This window comes from Devosia sp. (assembly GCF_017744655.1).
GTDB lineage: Bacteria > Pseudomonadota > Alphaproteobacteria > Rhizobiales > Devosiaceae > Devosia.
Map to the genome: position 1 here is coordinate 768,789 of NZ_JAGIAW010000001.1, position 16,767 is coordinate 785,555.

A 16,767-nucleotide genomic window follows, 5' to 3' on the forward strand; every position below is an offset into this window, starting at 1 on the left:
GGCCTTGCGTATCGCCACCTGGAACATCAACGGCATCAAGGCCCGGCTTGAGCTGCTGGTGCGTTGGCTCGAAGAGGAAAAGCCCGACATCGTCGGCCTCCAGGAAATCAAGACCGTCGACGAAGGCTTTCCGACCGCCGAGATCGAGGCGCTCGGCTACAATGTCGTGACGCACGGCCAAAAGAGCTGGAACGGCGTCGCGCTCCTATCAAAGCTACCGTTCGACGAAGTGCATCGTGGCCTGCCGGGCGATGATGCCGACGAACAGTCCCGCCTGATCGAAGGCGTCTTCTCCGTCGAAGGCGGTGTCATCCGCGTCTGCAATATCTACCTGCCCAACGGCAATCCGGTCGATACGGAGAAGTTTCCGTACAAACTGCGCTGGATGGATCGGCTCAACACCTTTGTCGCCGGGCGCCTGACCATGGAAGAGCCCTTCGTGCTGATGGGCGACTTCAATCTCATTCCCGCACCGATCGATGCGCATGATCCGGATGCCTGGTGGGGCGACGCGCTCTATCGCCCGGAAAGCCTCGAGAAATTCCGCATCTTGCGTAACCTCGGCATGACCGATGCCCTGCGCTCCATCACCGCCGAGCAGACGTTCACGTTCTGGGATTTCCAGGCCGGCGCATGGCGCCGCAATGCCGGGATCCGCATCGACCACCTGATGCTTTCGCCGCAGGCGGCCGACCGGCTGGATGATGTCACCGTGCACAAGGACGTGCGTGGATGGGACAAGCCCAGCGACCACGTTCCGGTGGAAGGCGTGTTCAGCTTCTAGCCCAACTGCTTGGCTCGCTTGACGCTGCGGCTTTGCGCCGCCAAGGATGCGGCATGACCTGTGCTCCGCGGATTGCCTTATGACCGGATCGCTGACCGAATGGCTCGACGCAGAAGCGCCGCCAGCGGACGAGGTCCTGCATGTCGATGTAGACGGCTATGAAGGCCCTCTCGATCTGCTGCTGGACCTTGCGCGACGGCAAAAGGTCGATCTTGCGGCGATTTCCATTCTTGCCCTTGCCGAGCAATATCTGTCCTTCATCGACCGGGTGCGCGAGCGCCGTATCGAGGTTGCGGCCGACTATCTGGTGATGGCCGCATGGCTGGCTTATCTCAAGAGCCGCCTCATGGTGCCGCAGGTTCAGGACGATGATGAGCCATCCGGCGAAATGCTGGCGGCCATGCTGCAATTCCGGCTCAAGCGCCTCGAAGCCATGCGCCTAGCAGCGAGCCGATTGCTAAGCCGGCCTCGGCTAGGCCTGCAGATCTACTCCCGCGGTGCGCCTGAACCGCTGGAAGTCGCACGAAAATCCATATGGGAAGCGAGCTATTACGAGCTGCTGAAAGCATATTCGGCCCAGCGGGAGCGTGGTTCAGTCACCGAATATCGTCCCTACACCCGCACCGTCTGGTCGCTTCAGGACGCGCGAGACATCCTTCAGCGGATGATCGGCGAAAGCGCGGACTGGATCGCCATGGATACCTATCTCGAACAATATCTGGCCAAGCCTGACGAGCGCGCAACCGTCCGCGCCTCGACCTTCGCCTCCAGCCTCGAACTCGTTCGCCAAGGCGAAATCGAGGTGCGGCAGAGCGAGACTTTTGGTCCAATCCTGCTGCGGCGCCGGAAGCGTGAACAACCATGAGCGACGAGAATTTCGAAGGCGAGGTGCGCCAGCGTCAGTTGCGCATTCTTGAAGCGCTCTTGTTCGCCTCGTCAGAGCCTTTGTCCCTCGCCGAGATGTCGCCCTATGTGGGCGACGGCGCCAACCTGCCGGTGCTGATCGAAGAGCTGCGCGCGCTTTACGCGAACCGCGGCGTCAATCTGGTGCGCCGTGGTGATCGCTGGGCCTTTCGTACCGCCGAAGACCTGGGCTTTCTGCTGCGCCGGGAGGAAGAGGAAACCCGCCCGCTTTCCCGCGCCGCGCTCGAAACTCTCGCGATCATCGCTTATCACCAGCCCGCGACTCGAGCCGAAATCGAGGAGGTGCGTGGCGTTGCCGTCGGCAAGGGCACGATGGATATCCTGATGGAAGCCGGCTGGGTGCGCATGCGCGGCCGCCGCCGCACACCGGGCAGGCCCGTTACCTATGGTACCACAGATGCCTTTCTCGACCACTTTGGCCTTGAGCACCTGTCCGATTTGCCGGGGCTAGACGAGCTCAAGGGGGCAGGGCTCCTGTCGTCCAGACTCCCACCATCGCTACAAATTCCGCTACCCTTCGATGGTGCCCTGCGCGAGGACGAAGACCCGCTTGCCCCCGACGATCAGGGTGATGCGGTCGGCGAAGAAGACTAAAGCGTTTCGCCTCCCCACGGTTCGAAGGGTGAGACGCTGACTTTTCAGTTGGTCGTCACTATCCGGCTCGTCCGGGTGGTCCATGCGGAGGCAAGATGGATTGCCCGGACGAGCCGGGCAATGACGATAGAGGGAGAGACTCCTAGGCAAAACTGCTGACCTCAAAATCAGCCCAGCGTGAGGACTATAGGACTTCGGCGCGGACTCTCCTGAATGCGATCAGGTGAAATATGCCCTAACGCGCGCTGTAGCGCCGAACGCAATCTATCCCTCTTATCCCCATCCACTTCTTCTCATGGCAATATGCCCCATTCCCGCCGATAACACGCGGCACCGACGAAGTGTCGGGCGGGAAGTCGGGTCGCTCGGGGTCGCCTGGGCGAGTGCGTGGATGCTGACCACCGGTCAAGCGGCAGAAAGCCCCCGTTGCATCTTCGGATGCTTCCGACGGCGATCTGGACCGTAAAACCTCAAAAGGGGACCGCTCGATGCGTGCGCAAAAAATCCCGGACGTGCGAAGCGGCTTTCGCCTCTTCTATCTTATATTTTCGGGGCGAAAGCCGCTTTTCACCGTGCGCCCGAAGGGCGTCGCGACCGTGCAACCGCAAGCCGAAAGGCCGGGCGGGTCTTGTGCCTGCCGATTTAGCACTCCGCTCCATGAACTGGCCAGGGCCCTGTCTTGAGAGCGAGTGAATCCGTCATGTTGGGGCGCAGGTTGCCGCTTTCGTGAGTGAGCAAAATCAACACGTTCTTGTGTTTGCCCGCGATTGAACCTATTTCTCGCACATCTATCGCGTGTAACGCGTTCTGAAAGTCTAGGGAGATCACCATGCACGCGCCTTCCATTTGGGGCATTCTCGTTGTTGCCGTTGTCGTTATTCTGCTTTTCGGCCGCGGGAAGATCTCCGGCATGATGGGTGAAGTCGCCTCGGGCATCAAAGCCTTCCAGAAGGGCATGAAGGACGACGAAAAGCCGGCCGAACGTGTCACCACGACTGCTGAAGTCGAAACACGCGAGACCGAGCGCAAGGACGTCTGATCCTTCTCGGCCTGACTTAGCGGCCGTGGGCCGCGCTCGGAGACTATCTTTATGCTCGGTCTAGGCTGGACAGAGATGCTGGTGATCGGCGTCGTTGCGCTGATCGTTATTGGCCCCAAGGACCTGCCTGTCGTCATGGGACGCATCGGCAAGTTCGTGGGTCAAATCCGTCGTATGGGCAATGAGTTCCAGCGCGAAATCAATCGCACGACCGGGCTTGATGAAGTGCGGAACCTCCGCAATTCGATCACCTCGCCATTGAAGAAGACGGCTGAAGAAATCCGCAAGGAATTCAATACCATGACGCCGACCGGCCCGCAGCCCAGCGGCGCCATCAAGCCGGCCGACCCCAAGGCGGAAAGTGTTGTCGACGAACTGCGCAGCGCCGCCGGCATGCCGCCCGCCAAGAAGACCAATGACGAGCTGGCCTCCGACTACGGCTTCAAGGGCAGCGAGCCGGTGAAGGCAGCACAGGTGACGGCGGCCAAGTCGGTCACCGCAGCGCCGACGGCACCGGTGACCTCAAGCGAGCTTCCGCCGGTCGAGGCCACCAAGGTCGCCCCAGCGAAAAAGCCTGCCGCCGCAAAGAAAACCGCGGCTGTTGCCAAGCAGCCTGCCGCGAGGAAAACACCAACCAAGAAGACCGCACTGCCTGAGGCTGCGAGCGCCGATGAAGTCGTGGCGCCTGCCAAGCCGGTTCGCAAGCCGCGGACCAAGATTGCTGTCGCAGAGGCTGCCGCTGAACCGGCTGCGCCCGCCAAGAAGCCCCGCGCGCCGCGCAAGAAGCCGGCCAAACCGGTAGAAACGAAATAAGAATGGCCGACGCGAAGCAGCCGCAGCTTGAAGACAAGAACAAGCCCGAAGTCGAAGACGAACTCGCGGGCAGCGAGGCGCCGCTCCTCGAGCACCTGATCGAGCTGCGCAAGCGTCTGATCAACTGCGCCATCGCCATCGTCGTGCTGATGGTAGGCTGTTTCCTCGTCTCGAAGAACATCTTCGATATCCTGCTCGTGCCCTATCGCGGCGTCTATGCCAGCGATCCGACCCACACGATCGAGCTTATCTATACCGCGCCGCAGGAGCTGTTCTTCACCGAACTGAACCTGGCGTTCTTTGGCGCCATTTTCCTCGGCTTCCCCTTCCTCGCCTCGCAGATCTATCTCTTCATGGCGCCGGGGCTCTACAAGCATGAGCGCAAGGCGCTGATCCCCTATCTCATCGCCACCCCGGTCTTCTTCGTCCTGGGCGCGCTGATGGTCTATTTCACCGTCTTGCCCATGGCGCTGCATTTCTTCGCCGGCATGGAGACGGAAGAAATCAAGCTCATGCCGCGCGTGTCCGAATATCTCGGCTTCGCCATGACGTTGATTCTGGCCTTCGGCATCTGCTTCCAGTTGCCTGTGGTGCTGACACTTCTGGCGCAGATCGATCTCGTCAATGTCGAGATGCTCAAGAAGGGCCGCCGTTACGCCATCGTCGGCATCCTGATCGTCGCCGCCTTGATCACGCCGCCCGACCCGATCTCCCAGATCGGACTTGCCCTGCCGATGTACGCGCTTTACGAACTGGCGATCCTGTCGGTTCGGTTCGTGCAGAAGCGTCGCGAGGCGAAGCTCGCTGCACAGGAATCCGAGCTCTCCGGCTCATCTAGCGAATAGCTGCTCCGCGTTCTCTCGCGGGTGCAGCTCAGTTCTGCCCCGCGGCGCTGGCAGGCGCGCCCGAGGCATAGACCCCAGGGCCTGCGTCAAACCAGAGGCGGGCAAGGGCCCGTAAGAACCGATGTTCGATATCAAGTGGATCAGAGCCAACGCCGAAGCTTTCGACGCTGCCGTCTCCCGGCGCAAGAATGTCTCCGTGCGGTCCTCCGATCTCCTGGCGATCGACGATCGGCGCCGCGAGATCATCGTCCGCCTCAATGAAGCGCAGGAAAAGCGCAACGCGCTTTCCAAGCAGATCGGCCAGGCCAAGGCTCAGAAGGACGAAGCCAAAGCCCAGGAGCTGATGGCCGAAGTCGCGCGCCTCAAGGATTTTATCCCCACGGGCGAAGCCGAAGAGCGTGCCGTGGAAGCCGAGCTTCGTGCCGCACTGTCGGTTATTCCGAACCTCGCGCTCGACGATGTGCCGCAGGGTGACGACGAAAACGACAATGTCGAGTATTTCGGCGCCAACGGCACGGCGGAGACCGCCGCAAGGCAGCGTCCGGCCAAGCCGTCCTTCGCGTTTGCTCCTAAAGAGCACTACGAAATCGGCGTAGCCGAGAAGGACATGGATTTTGAAGTGGCCGCCAAGCTCTCCGGCAGCCGCTTCGTGGTGCTTAAGGGCCAGATCGCCCGCCTCGAACGCGCCATCGGTCAGTTCATGCTCGATCTCCACACGACCGAGCACGGCTATCTCGAAGTCCAGCCGCCGCTTCTCGTGCGCGATGATGCACTGTTCGGCACTGGCCAGTTGCCAAAGTTCAAGGAAGACCTGTTTCGCGCTTCGATCAATGACCTCGACCGCTTCTGGAATGAGTACCAAAGAGCCCGCGAGGAAGACCTAGAGGTCATGCGCCAGATGGAACCTAAACCCGCGGGCGAAATCATTAATGCACGGTCTTTGACTCGTCAGCGCGAGTGGATGCAGAAGCTAAATGATGGCGAGTTTGCCACGAATTACTGGTTGATCCCGACCGCTGAAGTGCCGTTGACCAACCTAGTGCGCGAATCCATCCTCGCCGAGGAGGAACTGCCGCTGCGTTTTGCTGCACTGACCCCGTGCTTCCGTTCCGAAGCCGGTTCCGCCGGTCGAGATACCCGCGGCATGCTGCGCCAGCATCAGTTCGACAAGGTCGAGATGGTGTCGATCACGACGGCCGAAACTTCGATCGACGAGCACGAGCGCATGCTCGCCTGTGCCGAGACGGTGCTGCAGCGCCTCGGCCTCCACTATCGCGTCATGATGCTCTGCACTGGAGATATGGGTTTTGGCGCGCGCAAGACCTATGACCTGGAAGTCTGGCTGCCGGGGCAGGACACCTATCGCGAAATCTCGTCCGTCTCTGTCTGCGGCGATTTCCAGGCCCGCCGCATGGAAGCCCGCTATCGCCCGTCGGGCGAAAAGCAGGCGCCGCGCTATGTGCACACGCTCAACGGTTCCGGCACTGCCGTCGGACGCTGCCTCATCGCCGTGCTGGAAAATTACCAGCAGGAAGATGGCTCGGTGCTGATTCCCGAGGCTCTGCAGCCCTATATGGGCGGCCTTACCTCCATCGGGGGCAAGTGATCCATGCGCATCCTCATCACCAATGACGATGGTGTGGATGCGCCAGGTATCGCCATCATGGCCGATATCGCCGCTGCGCTATCGGACGATGTCTGGATCGTGGCCCCGGATGGCAACCAGTCCGGGGCAGGGCACCGCTTCACGCTGGGCCGTGAACTAACCCTCGAAGAGCGCGGCCCGCGGCGCTTCACCGTGATCGGCGGCTCTCCCGCCGATTGCGTCGTGGCCGGCATGACTCACGTGCTGGCCGATCACCCGGCCGACCTCGTTCTGTCCGGCGTCAATGCCGGGCAGAACCTTGGCGACATCGTTCATTGTTCTGGCACGGCGGCCGGTGCTCGCGAGGGCGCTTTGCAAGGCGCCATCGGAATCGCGATGAGTCAGGCGATCGACTACGAAAGAAGTCACGCAGTCGATTGGTCGAATTCGATTCGTTTCGGGACAGATGTCGTCCGAGCGATTCTAGCGGCGCGCGGTAAGGACGATGTTTTTTACAACGTCAATTTTCCGGTTTGCTCGCCTGGTGAGGTCGCCGGCATAGCCGCAGTTCCCCATCAGCGCTTCTCGCGCTCGGCCTTCCGCTACTATCCAAGCGACAAGGATGGCGAATTCTTCGTCGCCATTCCCGAAACGCCTATGCCCTTGGACTCGAATGCAGATTTTGAAGTTTTGCGCCGCCGCAACACCATAACGGTGACGCCTTTCGCGCTGCAGCAGACGGAAAAAATTGCTCTGCAAAGGCTTGCCGGGCTCAGCTTGTCCCCAGCCGGGCAATCTTAACCTTACCCAATCAACAACAAGCCCAATCCGATTTCACTCAAATCGCATCGGCTTTAAGGCCCCTTTTACCTTACCGGCCTACTCTCGTTTCCAGTGTTAAGTACCTGCGTACGAGTTAGCCGATGCGTAAAAACCTGTCTGTCAGGGTGCCTAAAAGTACAGTCGCCGTGGCTGGTCTGTTATTAGCAGCCGTCGGCTTGTCCGGTTGTTCAAGTCTTGGATCGCGAACTTTTGGCGATTCCACCACGACCGGCTCAATTACCCAGTCCTCCGCTCCCGCCACGCTGAACCAGCCCATGCCGGCCTCGCTTGGGGCACCTGCCACTGTGCAGGTTGCCGAACAGCGCTTCCTGCCGCCAGCGCCGATCGGTTCCGCCTGGGGCGCTCCACCTGTTCAATCTGCTTCGCCCGTGCAGTCGGGCTTTACGCAGCCGGTCGGCTCTGTCTCGCCGATTGGCATGGGGGCAAGTGCGCCCTCGGTTCGATCCCAGGATCTTCCTGTACTGAGTTCTTCCGCTTCCATGGGAACCCCGCAAGCCATGCCCGCCATGCAAACCCCGGCCTCGATGCCGTCCTTGCCGCCCGCCGTCGCACTCGGCTCGCTGCCGAGCTCCAACGCCGCTCTGCCCGTCAACAGCAGCGTGCCGAGCGCCGCTCCCGCCGCCGCTCCGGTTGTGGCCGCGGCTGCGAACACTGCCGGCGCCTATACCCACACCATCGCTGGTGGCGAGTCGCTCTATACGATCGCCCGCCGCTACGAGGTCACCACTCAGGCGCTGGTGCAGGCAAATGGCCTTTCCTCGCCGGACAAGATCGTTGTCGGCCAGTCGTTGATCATTCCTGGCCGTCCGGACCTGGTGCGCACGCCGCAGACGGCGGCTCAGCCGACCGTTCAGGTGGCAAGCGCGACGCCGACCCAGACGCTCGGGGCTGCTCCCGCTCCTCTGGGACGTCCGCAGGCCGCACCGCAGCAGGTCGCTGTCGCCCCCGCCGCCACTCCGGCGCCGGTCGTTGCTCCTGTCGCGACGCCAGCTCCGACCCAGGTCGCAAGCGCACCCGCCGCCGAGCCCGTTGCTTCCGGCAATGACAAGTTCCGCTGGCCCGTCAGCGGCCGCGTGATCACCGACTTCGCGGCCTCGCGTGGCACGGGCATCAATATCGATGTTCCCGAGGGTTCGACGGTCAAGGCCGCTGAGAACGGTACGGTCATCTATGTCGGTTCGGGCGTCGAGGGTTATGGCAACCTCATCCTTATCCGTCACCCCAACGGTTATGTGTCCGCCTATGCCCATCTCAACGGCATGAGCGTTGCCAAGGGTGCCACGGTGAGCCGCGGCGACTCGATCGGCACGGTCGGCATGAGTGGCTCGGTCTCGAAGCCCCAGTTGCACTTCGAACTGCGCAAGGGCGCGACCCCGGTTGATCCGGTGCCGCTGCTGGCAAGCTAAGGGTCAGCTACAGACAAAGAAGGGCCGGTGCGATTGCACCGGCCCTCTTCATTTCTGCGCCTTGGCGTAGCTATACGACCTTGCCCTGTTCGCCCGCCAAGCTCCGGATGAGCTGAATGGCCACTCGGCCGGAGCGGGAGCCACGGGTAGCAGCCCATTCGATGGCGCGGGCCCGTAGCGTTTCGTCGTCTAGGGCCAGACCATAATAATCGGCATAGCCGCGCACCATGGCGAGGTACGTGTCCTGGTCGGAATTGTGAAAACCCAGCCAGAGGCCGAAACGATCTGACAGTGACACCTTCTCTTCCACGGCCTCGCTCGGATTGATCGCCGTCGAGCGCTCATTCTCGATCATGTCGCGCGGCATCAGATGGCGGCGGTTGGACGTAGCGTAGAAGAGCACATTGTCCGGCCGGCCTTCGAGGCCGCCATCCAAAATGGTCTTGAGCGACTTGTAGCTCGTTTCGCCGCTATCGAAGCTGAGATCGTCGCAGAAGACAATGAAGCGGGCCGAATTGCCCGAAATGGCGCGCATGAGCTGGGGCAGGGTGTCGAGGTCTTCGCGGGCGATTTCAATCAGCACCAGCCGCTCAAAACCTTCGCGCGCACCAATATCGGCATGAATGGCTTTCACGAGCGAGCTCTTGCCCATGCCGCGTGCGCCCCAAAGGAGCGCATTGTTGGCGCCGTGTCCGCGCGCAAACTGCTCGGTATTCTTCAAAAGAACGTCGCGGACATGCTCGATGCCGCGCAACATCTCGAGCGGCACACGACTAACCTTGGGTACCGGCAGGAGCGTCCCGGATTCGCGTTGCCAATGATAAGCGTCGGCTTCGCCCAGCACGAAAGCTGCGGTTCCGTCTGAGGTTGTTTCCAGCGCTTCGGCAATAGCCTCGAGAGCCGTAGCAATGCGGCCCAGATAGTCTTTGGTTTTCACCGGTTCAGTCCTTCAATTCGAGCGCGGCATTGTGTTCCCTGAATGGCTTTGCAATCACAGGGGGCCAAATGTATAGTCCGCGCGATTTTGGCCGGGGTGCAAGTGCACGGGACCCCATTCGCGTCCAGTCGGCAGCCGTGAGCTGCGTGGCGCTCTTCTCCCCAACACAAGAAGAATCATAGGAGTTCGCCTGATGTTTGTAACGCCCGCTTTTGCGCAGGATGCAGCCGCACCCGCCACGGGAGGTTTCGCCGATATTCTGATCCAGCTCATGCCGATCGTGCTGCTGGTGATCATTTTCTGGCTTTTGATCTTCCGTCCGCAGCAGAAGCGCCTCAAGGCACAGCAGGCTATGCTCTCGGCTATCCGCCGCGGCGACACCGTCGTCACCACGGGCGGTATCGTCGGCAAGGTGACCAAGGCCGTTGATGGCGAAGACCTGGAAGTCGAAATCTCCCCGGGCGTCAAGGTCAAGCTCGTGCGCGGCATGGTTGCCGATGTGCGTTCGAAGGCCGAGCCGGTCAACGACAACAAGCCGGCATAAGCCGGATCAATCTGGCCGGAGCCCGAAAGGCTCCGGCTTTCTGACTCTTTGAAGCCGCATGTCTTGGTTTGGAGACATGCTCTAGGACGCCGTTTCATGCACCAGTCGCCGTTCCGCGTAGCAATAATCCTGTTTGTCGCGATCGCGGGTATTCTGTTTGCCGCCCCCAATTTCTTGCCCCAGCAAGTGCGGGATGCGCTCCCTGGGTGGCTGCCTCAGCCTGGCCTGGTGCTTGGTCTGGATTTGCAGGGCGGTTCGCACCTGCTGCTCGAAGTCGATCGCGCGGGCATCGTTACCCAGCGCTTGAGCGACGTGCGCCGCGACGCGCGCAACGTCCTGGCCAATCAGAACGGCATCGGCAATATCATCACCACCGATGAAGCCAAGAACGCCATCTATATCGAACTGACCGACCCGACCCAGAAAGAGCAGGCGCTGACTGCCCTTCAAAGTATCCAGAACACCGTCAACAATTCGCTGTTCTCGGGCGGAGTCGGCGTCCAAGAACTGGCATTCGCTGAGCTGCCAGACGGCCGGATCTCCGTTACCCTGACCCCTGAGGGCATTACCCAGCGCATGAGTTCGCTCGTTGCGCAGTCCATCGAAGTCATTCGCAGCCGCATCGACGAGCTGGGCACGACCGAACCGACCATTCAGCGCCAGGGCGACACGCGCGTCATGGTGCAGGTGCCGGGCTTTGGCGACTCGACCCGCCTCAAGAACATCATCTCGCAGACCGCGCGTCTGACCTTCCACATGGTCTATCCCGGCCTCACGGCTGCCCAGGCCGAGGCCCAGGGCCTGCCGGCTGGCACCATGGTTGTACCCAGCCAAGATGGCGGCAGCGAACTGCTCTATGAAGACGTCGCACTTGGCGGCGAGTCCCTCGTCGATGCGCAGCCATCTTATGACTCGCAGCGCGGTATTCCGGTGGTCAGCTTCAAGTTCGACACGCGCGGCGCCGTCACGTTCAGCGAAATCACCTCGGCCAATGTTGGCCAGCGCTTCGCGATCGTACTCGACAACACCGTCATCACCGCTCCGGTGATCCAGCAGCCCATCACGGGCGGCTCCGGCCAGATCAGCGGCAACTTCACAACTGCTTCGGCCAACGACCTTGCCGTGCTGCTGCGCGCCGGTGCGCTGCCGGCCAGCCTCAACGTCATCGAAGAACGCACCGTCGACGCCAGCCTCGGCGCTGACTCTATCCAGGCCGGCCTCACCGCGGGTATTGTGGCTTCGGTTCTGGTCGTGAGCTTTATGATCATCGCCTACGGCGTCTGGGGCGTTTTTGCCAACGTCTCCCTGGTCCTCAACGTCATCCTGATCTTTGCGGCGCTTTCAACGCTGGGTTCGACGCTGACCTTGCCGGGTATCGCCGGTATCGTTCTGACCATTGGTATGGCCGTCGACGCCAACGTGCTGATCTACGAACGAATGCGCGAGGAGCAGCGGGCAGGGCGCACGCCATTGCAGGCCATCAATGCTGGTTTCGAGCGTGCCTGGGGCACTATCGTCGACTCGCATCTGACCCAGCTCGTCGCAGCCGTCGTGCTCTATTTCATGGGCTCCGGTCCGGTACAGGGCTTTGCCGTTACTCTCGGCCTCGGCATCCTGACCTCTCTCTTCACGTCCTACACGGTCACCTCCTACCAGGTGAACCTGTGGTACAAGCGCGTGCGGCCGAAAGAGCTGAAGATCCAGCATTTCCGCTTCATTCCGGACGGCACGAAGATCCCGTTCATGAAAATCTCGCGCTACGTTATCGCGCTCTCGATCATCATGTCGGTGGTCTCCATCGGCACGGCCTATTTCAAGGGCTTCAATCTCGGCATCGACTTCGTCGGCGGCACCGCCATCGAAGTTCAGCATGTCGGCGGCCCAGCCGATGTGGCGCGCGTCCGTGAGCTGCTCGACGGGCTTGATGTCGGCGAAATCCAGATCCAGGGCTTTGGTACGCCGCAAGACGTCCTCGTGCGCGTACAGGCGCAGGAAGGCGGTCAATCGGCCGACCAGATCGCCGTGCAGAAGGTTCAGGAAGCGCTCGCCGGGGAGAACTACGAAGTCCGACGCACAGAAGCAGTGAGCGGCACGGTTTCGGGCGAACTGGCTTGGACCGGCACCATCGCCGTGATCATCGCGCTTGCCTGTATCCTGATCTACATCTGGTTCCGCTTCGAGTGGCAATTCGCCCTCGCGGCCGTCACGACGACGTCGCACGACATCATCATGACCATAGGTCTCTTCTCGATCACGGGACTCGAATTCAATCTCAGTTCCATCGCCGCGGTGCTGACCCTCGTCGGTCTCTCCCTAAACGAAACCGTCGTGGTCTCGGACCGTATCCGCGAAAACCTGTTGAAATACAGGAAGATGCCGCTGCCTGAATTGATCGATCTTTCGATCAACCAGACCATCGTGCGTACCTCGCTCACCCAGTTCACCGTGCTTCTGGCGCTGGTGCCGCTGGTGCTCTTTGGCGGCGAGGCGCTGCGCAGCTTCACCATCGCCATGACCTTCGGCTCGCTCGTCGGCATGTATTCGTCGGTGATTGTCAACGGCCCGATCCTCATCAATTTTGGTCTCAAGCAGAAGACCGACGAAGAGCTCGCGGCAAAGAAGGAAAAGACGTCGGATGGCGCTTCCGTCTGACCCTCTTTCGACTGGCGCGGGCCGCTTCCCGCGCCAGGTCGGCATCGACGCCTATGGTAATAGTGGCTTCCGCTTCGCTGACCTGTCGCATCGCGGTTCCCTGCTGTGCCTGCCTACCGGCATGCAGGGCTGGGACGTTGCGTCGCCGGCGGAGCTGACGCTTGAAAGCCTGCAGCCAGTGCTCGAACTCGCCGACCAACTCGACGTGCTGTTGATCGGTCTCGGCATGGATATTTCTCTCATCGATCCATCCATTCGCGATGCATTTCGCGAGCACAGGGTGATCATCGAAGCCGTGGGTACCGGCGGCGCCGTGCGCACTTACAATGTGCTGTTGGCCGAGGAACGGGCCGTGGCTGGTGCCTTCATTGCCGTCGAGAATGCCCGCTGATGTCTGCCGAGAGTTTTGCGCACGCCGCCCAGATGCTGCGGGAGAGCGATAGGGATCGCTATCTCTCAACGCTCGCCCTACCTACTGGCGCGAGGGATGGCATCACGGCCATTCTCGCTTTCAACGCCGACATTGCGGGCATTCGCGAGCGCGTTTCCGGGCCTGCGCCGGGCGAAATTCGCCTGCAATGGTGGAATGATGCCCTTAAGGGCGATGGTCATGGCGCGGTCCGGCAAAATCCGCTGGCCGATGCGTTGCTGACGACGCTCGATCGCTACGCTCTGCCGCCGGGAACTTTGCAGCGCCTGATCGGTGCCCGGCGCTTTGATCTCTATGATGATCCGATGCCCGATCTCGAGACATTTGAGGGCTATGCCGGCGAAACGGCGTCGACGCTGCTGCAGCTCTCGGCCATGATCCTCAATGAGGGCCTGCCGGTGGAGCCGGGTGATGCAGCCGGGCATCTGGGCGTAGCGCAAGCCATGATCGGGCATCTGCGGGCATTTGGCTATGTGGCCTCGCAGGGCCGGATCATGCTGCCATGGTCGATCTTTCAGGCGAACGGCGTGCGCGAGGGCGAGATCTTTGCTGGCACCGATAGCGAAGGATTGCACGAAGCCCTCGGGCAGATTGCGGAGTTGGCTGAGGAGCACCTCAGGAAGGCAAAGGCCGCGATTGCCGCACTACCGAGCGGCCTGAGGCCGGCTTTCGCGATTCTTCTGGTGGTCGAAGCGCAGTTGCGACTTTGGCGGCGGGGCGGATCGCCCTTTGCCGCGCCGGCCGACGAGGCAGATTGGCGCAAGATCGGCCGGATCGGCTGGTGGGCGTTGCGGAACCGCTAAGCTTCGGAAATCGCAACAAATTCGCCGGTGATGCGGCCAGCGATGTTGCCTTCAAACAGGAGTTCGGAGGCAATAGTCAGCCTTGCGCGGCCGCGTCGATGGAAGGTCTGCAGAAAGTTTGGCCAGCCGACCTCATCGAGATGCGCGGAGGCTTGGGCGAGGCCGGTTACCGGCAGCAAATATTCCATGGCGGTTCGATGGATCACCAATTGGCTAGCGATCCTTTCGGCCTCGAGCTTGAGATGCATGACCGACCAGGCGGCGAGCAAAGCGAGGGTGGCCGAGCTGCCGCCGAACATGGTGCCATGCATATTGATATTGGGCGCCAGTGGCGCTTCGAGGAGGACGTGCGTGGCGCTGGCTTCCACGACCTCCACGGCCATGGCCCGGGAAAGCGGGATATGGTCGTGGAGATAGGTGCGCAGCGCCCCCGGGGTCACTGCCAGACTTTCAGGTCTTCAAGGGCGCGGCTGGTGATGGCGCGACGCTTGGCCATAGTCTTTTCCGGCCCGCGCCAGCGCTTTACGCCTTCGGGCTTCTCAACTGATACTTCCGGGAAGAGGCCGAAATTGACGTTCATCGGCTGGAAGCTGCGAGCCCCGCTATAGCCTTCGGCCTCGATGTGGCCGCCGGTGACGTGACCGATCAAGGCGCCGAGGGCCGTGGTGACAGGCGGCAACGGCATGGTTTCGCCACGGGCTTCTGCGGCGGTCAGGCGGCCGGTGATGAGGCCGACGGCGGCGCTTTCGACATAACCTTCAACGCCCGTGACCTGGCCGGCAAAGCGGATGCGCGGGTCGGCCTTGAGACGCATGTCCGGACTCAAGACCTTGGGGGAATTGATGAAAGTGTTGCGGTGCAGACCGCCGAGGCGCGCGAACTGGGCATTGGCGAGGCCGGGGATCATGCGGAAGATTTCCGCCTGGATGCCATAGCGCATCTTGGTCTGGAAGCCGACCATGTTCCACAGCGAGCCCAAGGCGTTGTCCTGGCGGAGCTGGACGATGGCATAGGGTTTTACCGTCGGATTGCGCGGATTGGTGAGGCCGACGGGCTTCATCGGGCCGTGGCGGAGGGTTTCGTCACCGCGTTCGGCCATGACTTCGATGGGCAGGCAGCCGTCGAAATAGGGGACCTTTTCCCAGTCCTTAAACTCGTGCAGCGGCGCGGTTTTCAGAGCCTCTACAAAGGCATAGTACTGGTCACGGTCCATCGGCAGGTTGAGATAGTCGGCGCCCGTGCCGCCGGGGCCGGCCTTGTCGTAACGCGACTGCTTCCAAGCGATGTCGTGGTCGATGCTGTCGTAGTGGATGATGGGCGCGATAGCATCGAAGAAGGCGAGGGAGTCTTCGCCGGTCTTGGCGAGGATCGCATCGGCCAGAGCGGGCGAGGTCAGGGGGCCCGTCGCGATGATGACATGGCGCCAGTATTCCGGCGGCCAGCCGTCCAGTTCTTCGCGGACGATGGTAATTCGTGGATGATTTTCAATGACTTGCGTGACCGCGGCGGAAAACCCGTAGCGATCGACGGCCAGCGCGCCGCCGGCAGGGAGCTTGTGTGCATCGGCTGCGCGCATGATCAAGGAGTTGCAGCGGCGCATCTCCTCGTGGAGGAGACCGACGGCGTTCTGCTCGTGGTCGTCGGAGCGGAAGCTGTTCGAGCAGACGAGCTCGGCGAAGTCGGTAGTGCTGTGCGCGTCGGTGGTTTTTACGCCGCGCATTTCGTGCACGATGACGGTGGCGCCAGCTTCGGCGGCCTGCCATGCGGCTTCGGAACCAGCGAGGCCCCCGCCGATGATGTGAATGGGTTCGTTTGACATGGCAGGCAGATACCAAGCGCCATGCCGCCACGCAACTGGAAGCCAATCACGGGCGGGAGAATAGCAGAGGTTTATGAGGCGGGGATAAGTTTCGTAACGCCTGGCGCCAGAAACGAAAACACCCGCATCTCAGAGAGAAGCGGGCGTTCGGTCGATTAGCTCAGAAGTATTCGCGCTGAAATTATTAGAGCGAATTAGCATGATCGCGAGCAATGCGATTGATTTCGGTACGGTTGATGCCGAGATCGTTCAGCTGGCGATTGTCGAGAGCAGCAAGTTCACGAACCGTCTGCTGGTAAGCGGCCCACTTCTTGAAGGTTTTGCGGATGTCCATTTGAGTTCTCCTGTCGTTTGCAAGGAGAGATATAGTCGAGACCAACCCCAGCGAGCAGATAGAGATTAGTCAAAGAAGCTATGCAAAATGCGCAACCCATCGGCAGTGCCTGTTAATGCTCGGTTAATGTGCAAGCCAAAACTATGGCCGCCGGACGGCGATCCAGCGGCCACTACTACTTCTGAGGTCGAAAAGAGATCAGCGATCGAACAGCGATCGCGTCATCTTGGAAAAGTCTGGGCCGGAAATGCCCAGTAAGTCGGCATCTCGCGTCGAGGGAACTTCCATCTCCCGCAACGTCTGCTTGATGTCGACCAGGCGCTTGATGCGCCATACGGCACGTACAAACATGGGTCTATTCCAGTATGGCTGGTGGCGGCAGATTGAAGATCGGCTGATTTGCGGGGGTGCGCCA

The 16,767-nt window shown here is 61.3% G+C and carries 18 protein-coding genes; 13 read left to right on the top strand and 5 right to left on the bottom strand.

What is annotated here, in order from left to right; all coding sequences use genetic code 11:
* The first annotated feature begins 4 nt into the window (after positions 1–4).
* The 9 genes from xth to J7557_RS03875 all read left to right on the top strand — a co-directional run bounded on the left by xth (position 5) and on the right by J7557_RS03875 (position 8,833).
* Entirely contained in the window at positions 5–784 is a 780-nt protein-coding gene (gene xth, locus J7557_RS03835) for an exodeoxyribonuclease III (protein WP_291418289.1), read from the top strand.
* 79 nt (positions 785–863) lie between these two features.
* Complete coding sequence (locus J7557_RS03840) at positions 864–1,649, top strand: ScpA family protein (protein WP_291417481.1); 786 nt, start codon at positions 864–866, stop codon at positions 1,647–1,649.
* A complete protein-coding gene (scpB, locus tag J7557_RS03845; RefSeq protein WP_291417483.1) occupies positions 1,646–2,302 on the top strand; it encodes an SMC-Scp complex subunit ScpB in 657 nt (218 codons plus the stop codon). The genes J7557_RS03840 and scpB overlap by 4 nt, the downstream gene beginning before the upstream one ends.
* A gap of 829 nt (positions 2,303–3,131) precedes the next feature.
* Positions 3,132–3,341, top strand: coding sequence for a twin-arginine translocase TatA/TatE family subunit (locus tag J7557_RS03850; protein ID WP_291417485.1), 210 nt, complete (start codon positions 3,132–3,134; stop codon positions 3,339–3,341).
* Between the two features lie 51 nt (positions 3,342–3,392).
* Positions 3,393–4,154 (top strand): Sec-independent protein translocase protein TatB, encoded by a 762-nt coding sequence (gene tatB / locus J7557_RS03855; protein ID WP_291417487.1) that lies wholly within the window; start codon positions 3,393–3,395, stop codon positions 4,152–4,154.
* A 2-nt stretch (positions 4,155–4,156) separates the two neighbouring features.
* Entirely contained in the window at positions 4,157–4,999 is an 843-nt protein-coding gene (gene tatC, locus J7557_RS03860; protein ID WP_291417489.1) for a twin-arginine translocase subunit TatC, read from the top strand.
* Positions 5,000–5,120: 121 nt separating this feature from the next.
* The gene (serS, locus tag J7557_RS03865; RefSeq protein WP_291417490.1) at positions 5,121–6,605 is read left to right on the top strand and encodes a serine--tRNA ligase; all 1,485 of its coding nucleotides are present in this window, start codon (positions 5,121–5,123) and stop codon (positions 6,603–6,605) included.
* Between the two features lie 3 nt (positions 6,606–6,608).
* On the top strand, positions 6,609–7,385 hold the full coding sequence (gene surE, locus J7557_RS03870; RefSeq protein WP_291417492.1) for a 5'/3'-nucleotidase SurE: 777 nt from the start codon (positions 6,609–6,611) through the stop codon (positions 7,383–7,385).
* Positions 7,386–7,924: 539 nt separating this feature from the next.
* Entirely contained in the window at positions 7,925–8,833 is a 909-nt protein-coding gene (locus J7557_RS03875; RefSeq protein ID WP_291417493.1) for a M23 family metallopeptidase, read from the top strand.
* Between the two features lie 70 nt (positions 8,834–8,903).
* Here the strand turns inward: J7557_RS03875 and J7557_RS03880 are convergent, their stop codons facing one another.
* Positions 8,904–9,770 carry an ATP-binding protein gene (locus J7557_RS03880; protein ID WP_291417495.1) on the bottom strand — a complete coding sequence of 289 codons (867 nt, stop codon included), beginning with the start codon at positions 9,768–9,770 and terminating at the stop codon, positions 8,904–8,906.
* 193 nt (positions 9,771–9,963) lie between these two features.
* Here J7557_RS03880 and yajC point away from each other — a divergent pair, with 193 nt between their 5' ends.
* The 4 genes from yajC to J7557_RS03900 all read left to right on the top strand — a co-directional run bounded on the left by yajC (position 9,964) and on the right by J7557_RS03900 (position 14,199).
* The gene (gene yajC / locus J7557_RS03885; protein WP_291417497.1) at positions 9,964–10,314 is read left to right on the top strand and encodes a preprotein translocase subunit YajC; all 351 of its coding nucleotides are present in this window, start codon (positions 9,964–9,966) and stop codon (positions 10,312–10,314) included.
* A gap of 96 nt (positions 10,315–10,410) precedes the next feature.
* On the top strand, positions 10,411–12,966 hold the full coding sequence (gene secD, locus J7557_RS03890; RefSeq protein WP_291417498.1) for a protein translocase subunit SecD: 2,556 nt from the start codon (positions 10,411–10,413) through the stop codon (positions 12,964–12,966).
* Positions 12,950–13,357: an MTH938/NDUFAF3 family protein gene (locus tag J7557_RS03895; RefSeq protein ID WP_291417500.1), complete on the top strand. Its 408-nt coding sequence runs from the start codon at positions 12,950–12,952 to the stop codon at positions 13,355–13,357. Before secD ends, J7557_RS03895 begins: the two co-directional genes overlap by 17 nt.
* The gene (locus J7557_RS03900) at positions 13,357–14,199 is read left to right on the top strand and encodes a phytoene/squalene synthase family protein (protein WP_291417502.1); all 843 of its coding nucleotides are present in this window, start codon (positions 13,357–13,359) and stop codon (positions 14,197–14,199) included. Before J7557_RS03895 ends, J7557_RS03900 begins: the two co-directional genes overlap by 1 nt.
* Here J7557_RS03900 and J7557_RS03905 read toward each other — a convergent pair.
* The 4 genes from J7557_RS03905 to J7557_RS03920 all read right to left on the bottom strand — a co-directional run bounded on the left by J7557_RS03905 (position 14,196) and on the right by J7557_RS03920 (position 16,703).
* Complete coding sequence (locus J7557_RS03905; RefSeq protein WP_291417504.1) at positions 14,196–14,639, bottom strand: YiiD C-terminal domain-containing protein; 444 nt, start codon at positions 14,637–14,639, stop codon at positions 14,196–14,198. The genes J7557_RS03900 and J7557_RS03905 overlap by 4 nt on opposite strands.
* Positions 14,636–16,018 (bottom strand): methylenetetrahydrofolate--tRNA-(uracil(54)-C(5))-methyltransferase (FADH(2)-oxidizing) TrmFO, encoded by a 1,383-nt coding sequence (gene trmFO / locus J7557_RS03910; protein WP_291417506.1) that lies wholly within the window; start codon positions 16,016–16,018, stop codon positions 14,636–14,638. The genes J7557_RS03905 and trmFO overlap by 4 nt, the downstream gene beginning before the upstream one ends.
* A 184-nt stretch (positions 16,019–16,202) precedes the next feature.
* A complete protein-coding gene (locus J7557_RS03915) occupies positions 16,203–16,352 on the bottom strand; it encodes a DUF1127 domain-containing protein (protein WP_082560911.1) in 150 nt (49 codons plus the stop codon).
* Between the two features lie 198 nt (positions 16,353–16,550).
* On the bottom strand, positions 16,551–16,703 hold the full coding sequence (locus tag J7557_RS03920) for a hypothetical protein (RefSeq protein WP_160194681.1): 153 nt from the start codon (positions 16,701–16,703) through the stop codon (positions 16,551–16,553).
* Positions 16,704–16,767: the final 64 nt, after the last annotated feature.